This is a genomic window from Collinsella aerofaciens, assembly GCF_040915425.1.
Taxonomy (GTDB): domain Bacteria; phylum Actinomycetota; class Coriobacteriia; order Coriobacteriales; family Coriobacteriaceae; genus Collinsella; species Collinsella aerofaciens_BW.
This window is the reverse complement of record NZ_JBCPDN010000062.1, coordinates 1-6362: the sequence shown is the minus strand read 5'-3', so window position 1 is coordinate 6362 and position 6362 is coordinate 1. Positions and strand designations below refer to the sequence as shown.

The 6362-nt window shown below is 58.3% G+C and carries 5 protein-coding genes and 1 pseudogene; 4 read left to right on the top strand and 2 right to left on the bottom strand.

Annotated elements, in window-relative coordinates:
• Together AB5164_RS08350 and AB5164_RS08345 are read right to left on the bottom strand one after the other, a co-directional pair.
• Positions 1–742, bottom strand: a pseudogene (locus AB5164_RS08350) (hypothetical protein); the annotation flags it as partial.
• Entirely contained in the window at positions 739–1188 is a 450-nt protein-coding gene (locus AB5164_RS08345; protein WP_271730268.1) for a MarR family winged helix-turn-helix transcriptional regulator, read from the bottom strand. The pseudogene AB5164_RS08350 and the gene AB5164_RS08345, both read right to left, overlap by 4 nt.
• 252 nt (positions 1189–1440) lie before the next feature.
• Here AB5164_RS08345 and AB5164_RS08340 point away from each other — a divergent pair, with 252 nt between their 5' ends.
• From AB5164_RS08340 to grcA3, 4 genes are all read left to right on the top strand, one after another.
• Positions 1441–2190: an SDR family NAD(P)-dependent oxidoreductase gene (locus AB5164_RS08340; RefSeq protein WP_006234857.1), complete on the top strand. Its 750-nt coding sequence runs from the start codon at positions 1441–1443 to the stop codon at positions 2188–2190.
• Positions 2191–2298: 108 nt separating this feature from the next.
• Positions 2299–3318 (top strand): 2-keto-3-deoxygluconate permease, encoded by a 1020-nt coding sequence (locus AB5164_RS08335; protein WP_349110404.1) that lies wholly within the window; start codon positions 2299–2301, stop codon positions 3316–3318.
• 466 nt (positions 3319–3784) lie between these two features.
• Positions 3785–5836 (top strand): formate C-acetyltransferase, encoded by a 2052-nt coding sequence (gene pflB, locus AB5164_RS08330; protein WP_055310750.1) that lies wholly within the window; start codon positions 3785–3787, stop codon positions 5834–5836.
• Between the two features lie 85 nt (positions 5837–5921).
• Positions 5922–6173 carry an autonomous glycyl radical cofactor GrcA3 gene (gene grcA3, locus AB5164_RS08325; RefSeq protein WP_006234861.1) on the top strand — a complete coding sequence of 84 codons (252 nt, stop codon included), beginning with the start codon at positions 5922–5924 and terminating at the stop codon, positions 6171–6173.
• The last annotated feature ends 189 nt before the right edge of the window (positions 6174–6362 follow it).

The window sequence follows — 6362 nt, the reverse complement described above, 5'->3', positions numbered from 1 at the left end:
GGTAGGCGTTCTGCACGTCGGCGGGGTCGATGCCCTGTGCCTTGTACTCGTCCTGTACATAGCTCACGGCGCGCTGGGTGACGATGGAGCCCGACATGGAGCCCATTTTGTCCGCCATTTGGTTGGCGCCCTCGACGAGCTTGTCCTGGTCGATTAGGCCGCCTTCAACGCCCAGACGCAGGCTCTTCATGGTGATCTTGCCGCCGTCGGCATCAATCTGCTTTTGCATGTTCTGCGCCGCTGCGGCCTTCTGCTGCATCTCGGCGAGCTGCTCGGGCGTCATCGCTGCCATTTGCTTGGGGGTGGGCATGGCCTGGGCAGCGTTGTCGTCTTTCTCGTCGGACGAGCCCATCATGTCTCCCATGGAGTCGGCGTCGATGCCCTGGTCGAGCGAAAGAACGACGGTCTCGGGCAGGCTCATAATGTCGGCAATCTTGCCCCCATCGGCACGCCCTTCCTCGGTGCCCTTGTACGTTCGAATGCGGTTTTTGTCAGCCTTGCTAAACACAGCCTCCACAGCCTTGGCGTCCTTGGCGCTCATAAAGAGTTCGAGGTCGTCGAGCGATTCGGCGCGAATGGTGTCGGGCACGGGCGAGGCAATGCCGCCTTGCTGCACGCCCACGTCGACGATGTCGCTCATATAGGTAGGCAGTGCCAGATCGGCGTTGCAGCTGATTACGATAAGTACGATAGCTGCAAACAGCGCCAGGACATGCTTTTTAAAGAGCTTGAGAATCCTCACTCGGCATCTCTCCTTTCTTGATTGCGGTCGATAATTTCGTTGGCACGTCTAAGAAGGCGCACCATCTCTTGGGTATCTGTTTCGCCGAGCTGCTCGAGGAAAGCCGCGGTGCGGTCCTCGAATTCCCGGCGTTTGATTTCGAGATCCTGGAATCCCTTGTCGGTCACTATGACGTGTACGCGACGACGGTCAGTCTTTGAGTGCTCGCGCTCGACCCAGCCCTTGGCCTCGAGGGCGCGTAGGATATTGGCGATGCGGGCACTCGAGACCCAGGCGCGATCAGCGAGTTCGCTCGGCGTGAGCGAACCGCCGGCGAGTATGAGGGCGCGCATGACGGCCATCTCGCCGCCGAGGGCTTTGTCCGCAAAACGCGAAATGCGCTGATGCATGCTGCCGAACTCGGAAAGGAGCTGACGCCCAAGTTCACGGAAATCGGTATCTTCCACCGAAAACCCCTAACACTAGAAACTATTTTCGGTGAAAGATGATACCCCCATACGCGGGCCTCATACAGTGGGCAATATTAAGAGTGCATTAAGACTTAAAATCATTCAATTGCTGAAGCGTTTCAAAGAACTAATATGCACGCGGTTAGGCGAGGGGTTGTCACCACCATGACGACTGGGACTCATATAATCGCCACGTGCGATGCTCCAACTTCCCGCAAGGAGACACCTTATATAAAGGGGGATGGAGTCATGGCATTTGACTTCACGGGCAAGACCGCGATTGTCACGGGCGGCACTCAGGGCATTGGCCTCGAGATCGCCAAGGGCATCGTCGCGGGCGGCGGACATGTCGCGCTCATCGCAAGGAACGCTGCTAAGGGCGAGGCCGCTGTGGCCGAGCTTGGCGAGGGAAACAAGTTCTATCAGCTCGATGTCGCCGATGCGCCCAAGGCGCGCGAGACCGTCGAGCAGATTTTTACGGACCTGCCGCAAACCAACATCCTGATCAACTGCGCTGGCGTCATCAGCACCAAGAAGTTCGACGAGATCGATGACACCGAGTGGCGTCGCACCATCGACATTAACCTCAACGGTACCTTCACTATGATGAACGCCGTGTACCCGCACTTTAAGGCGGCCCATGCCGGCACTATCGTCAACGTGAGTTCCGTTGCGGGCAAGATCGGCGGTGGCCTGCTCGGCACCGCTGCCTACGCCAGCTCCAAAGCAGGTGTTAACGGTCTAACCAAGGCAGTCGCCAAGGAAGGCGGCAAGTTTGGCGTTCGCTGCAACGCCGTGTGCCCGTCGCTCACGTTGACCGATATGACCTCGATTCTCTCTGACGAGAACTCTCAGCGCATCATCAACGGTATTCCTCTGGGCCGCGCCGCCCAGGCCAGCGAGCCTGCGCAGATGGTGCTGTTCTTCGCTTCCGACCTCGCCAGCTTCGTGAACGGCGAGATTGGTGACTGCGACGGCGGCATCGTCCTGGACGGGTAATACCCCACGACGATTGTTCGGCGACGGCTCCTGCGACTCGGGACCGTCGCCTTCTTTCTGATATAGGCGCGTGCGACTACGATTCGCATGCATCCAAAGGAGATATATATGAGTGAATCGACCGCGGTGGAGGCGCCGGCGGCAAAGGAGCCGTTCTTTAAGATGTCCTCCATCCCGGGCGCCAATATTTTGGTGCCGCTTCTGTTGGGCTGCCTGCTCAACACGCTATTCCCCGACCTGTTCAAAACGCTCGGCAGCTTTACGCTTGGCATGACCCAGCAGGGTGCAGGCCCGCTCGTGGGCGCCTTTTTGCTCATCGTCGGTACGACGATTTCGTTTAAGAGTGCTCCTGCCGCCGCTGCCCGCGGCGCCATCATCATCGCCGTCAAGCAGATCGTGGTCGTTGCCGTGTCGCTGCTCATCCTTTATGTGTTCAACGACAACCTGTTTGGTATCTCTGCCATGGTGATGCTGGCGGCTTGCACAGGTGCCAACAACGCTATGTACGCTGGACTGATGGGCACCATGGGCAACGAGGCCGAGCGTGGCGCCGTCGCCATCACCACGCTCGTTGTCGGCCCTCCGGTCACGATGATTGTCCTTGGCGCCGCCGGTCAGGCTCCGATTGGCTGGTCGCTCGTGGGCGCTATCCTTCCGATTGTCGTTGGCATTATCTTGGGCAACCTGTTCCCCAGCTTTAAGAAGATGATGGCACCGGCACTTTCCGCCATCATCGTGCTCGTCTTCTTTGCCATGGGCTCGACCATGACCTTTGGCCAGCTCATTAATGGCGGTCTCCCCGGTATTCTGCTCGGCGTGATCTGCTCGGTGGTCTTTGCAATTCCCGTTATCGCGGTCGATAAGCTCACGGGCGGTACGGGTGTCGCAGGTGCGGCCATTTCGAGCTGCGCCGGAGCCAATGTGGCCACGCCTGCTGCCATGGCAAGCGTCAACGAGGCCTTGTACGGCGGTGCGGTGCTCGCGACGGCCACGGCACAGGTTGCTGCCTGCGCAATCGTGACGGCTATTTTGACCCCGCTGGTCACCAGCTGGTGCTACAAGCATTTTGAGGGCCAGGGCAACGGCGATAGCAAGGCAACGACCGACAAGGCCGCCGCAGCCGCCTAATGCCAAGCGGCAATCAAAGCTAAAAACTAGCTACGCCACAGGGCGGCCACGGGGGATTCCGTGGCCGCCCTGCAGTTTCTGTGGGGTCTGTGGGGCACTTTACCATGCTAAAACTGGCATAACAGCTAGAGTGAACGTCGTACAAAGGCAAGGAAAAATACCAAACAAATCGGTGAACGGTAGTTGTTTGCGCTCGCATTTCCTGCGGGTTTGTAAAAAAAGCCCTTATGTTATAAAAAAAGGAACATATAACAGCACTGATGAAGGGGGTGGCTATGTTATCCTTCTCAAACGGGTGAAATCTTGGGTTTTGGGTTGCAGTTCCAAGGTGGACAAACGTTTTTCCCTGTACCAACGTGTGGTGAAGAACGGAAGAAGCCGGTAGTGCAAGCCGATATTCAAGAATTCAATAAGCAGCGGTGTGAGAGAGCGCCGCATTACACGTAACTAGGAGCGTGGTTACACAATGCAGGAGGCATGGGAAGGCTTCAAGGAAGGCATTTGGACGGGAGAGGTTGACGTCCGAGACTTCATCCAGAAGAACTACACCCCCTACGAGGGCGACGAGTCGTTCCTCGCCGGCCCGACTGAGCGTACCAAGGAGCTGTGGGGCGAGGTTCTCGACCTGCTGCTTAAGGAGCGCGAGCAGGGCGGTGTCCTCGATATGGACACCAAGACCGTTACGGGTATCGTGAGCCACCCCGCTGGCTACATCGATAACGCCCATCGCGAGAAGGAGACCATCGTCGGTCTCCAGACTGACAAGCCGCTCAAGCGCGCGCTGCACGTCAACGGCGGTATCCGCATCGCTTGTCAGGCCGCCAGCCAGCACGGCTACAAGGTCGACGAGAACGTTGTCGAGCGCTACACCTTCGAGCGCAAGACTCACAACGCTGGCGTCTTCGATGTCTACACCCCCGAGATGCGTGCTTGCCGCTCGGCTCACATCATCACCGGTCTGCCCGATGGCTATGGCCGCGGCCGCATCATCGGCGACTACCGTCGTGTTGCCCTGTACGGCGTCGACTACCTGATCAAGGACAAGGAGGCCCAGAAGGCTTCCACCCCGACGGTCATGACCGCCGACAACATCCGCGATCGCGAGGAGCTGCAGGAGCAGATCCGCGCTCTCGGCGAGCTCAAGATGATGGCCGAGACCTATGGTTTCGATATTTCCAACCCTGCTACCAACACGCAGGAGGCCATCCAGTGGATGTACTTCGCCTACCTCGCTGCCGTTAAGGAGCAGAACGGCGCCGCTATGTCCATCGGCCGTACCTCCACGTTCATCGACATCTACGCTGAGCGCGACCTTGCCAACGGTACATTCACCGAGGAGCAGATCCAGGAGTTCGTGGATCACTTCATCATGAAGCTTCGCATGGTCAAGTTTGCCCGTACCCCCGAGTATCAGGCCCTGTTTACCGGCGATCCGCAGTGGGTCACCGAGTCCATCGGCGGCATGGGTGTTGACGGTCGCACGCTCGTTACCAAGATGAGCTACCGCTACCTGCACACGCTCGAGAACATGGGCACCAGCCCCGAGCCCAACATGACCGTTCTGTGGTCGACCCGTCTGCCCGAGAACTTCAAGAAGTTCTGCGCCAAGACTTCTGTCGCCAGCTCCTCGATCCAGTACGAGAACGACGACCTCATGCGCGTCTATCACGGCGACGACTACGGCATTGCCTGCTGCGTGTCCTCCATGCGCATCGGCAAGGAGATGCAGTTCTTCGGTGCCCGCGCCAACCTGGCCAAGTGCCTGCTGTATGCACTCAATGGCGGTGTTGACGAGGTCTCCAAGAAGCAGGTCGGCCCCAAGTATCGCGCCGTCGAGGGCGATACGCTCGATTACGACGACGTTGTGGCCAAGTACAACGACATGATGAAGTGGCTTGCTGGCGTGTACGTTAACTCGCTGAACATCATTCACTACATGCACGACAAGTACTGCTACGAGCGCATTCAGATGGCTCTGCACGACAAGCACGTGCACCGCTGGTTCGCTACGGGCATCGCCGGCCTTTCCGTCGTGGCTGACTCCCTGTCCGCCATCAAGTACGCCAAGGTCCACCCCGTCCGTGACGAGAACGGCATCATCGTCGACTTCGAGACCGAGGGCGAGTTCCCCAAGTACGGTAACGACGACGACCGCGTCGACCAGATCGCTCACGACGTTGTGCACCAGTTCATGGAGTACATCCGCATGAACGACACCTACCGCAACTCCGTGCCCACGACCTCGGTTCTGACCATTACCTCCAACGTCGTGTACGGTAAGAAGACCGGCTCCACGCCCGACGGCCGCAAGGCTGGCCAGCCGTTCGCCCCGGGTGCTAACCCCATGCACAAGCGCGATAGCCACGGCGCCATCGCTTCGCTGTCTTCGGTTTCCAAGCTCCCGTTCCGCGATGCTCAGGACGGCATCTCCAACACCTTCTCCATCATCCCGAGTGCGCTCGGCAAGGAGGACCAGGTGTTCTTTGGCGATATCGACCTTGATCAGCTGGGCGAGTAACTATTGTTAGTGCTATACTAACAATAACGATTACTGATTAGCGCGTCGGTTTCGGCCGGCGCCTATTAATCGAAGGAGACACATTATGAAGGTTTCTGAAGTTTCCGAGACTCAGGCCGATAACCTGGTCCACATGCTCGACGCTTACGCTGAGAAGGGTGGCCACCACCTGAACATCAACGTCTTCAACCGTGAGACGCTGCTCGACGCTCAGGCTCACCCCGAGAAGTACCCGCAGCTGACCATCCGCGTTTCCGGCTATGCCGTGAACTTCCACACGCTCACCAAGGAGCAGCAGGACGAGGTCATTGCGCGTACCTTCCACGACAAGTTCTAAAGGGATTTAACTCCCGCAGGATCGCCGGGGCTGTTTGGGCTACCTCCCAAAACGTCCTCGGACATGAAAGAGACCGCCGTGCGCTTCGCGCGGCGGTCTCTTTCGTCCTGACGCTCCTATTTGGCAAGGTGTTTTTTAGAATCCATTTTGCGCTCGGCCTCGAAGGCTTGCCTGTCCCAATCGAGCGGA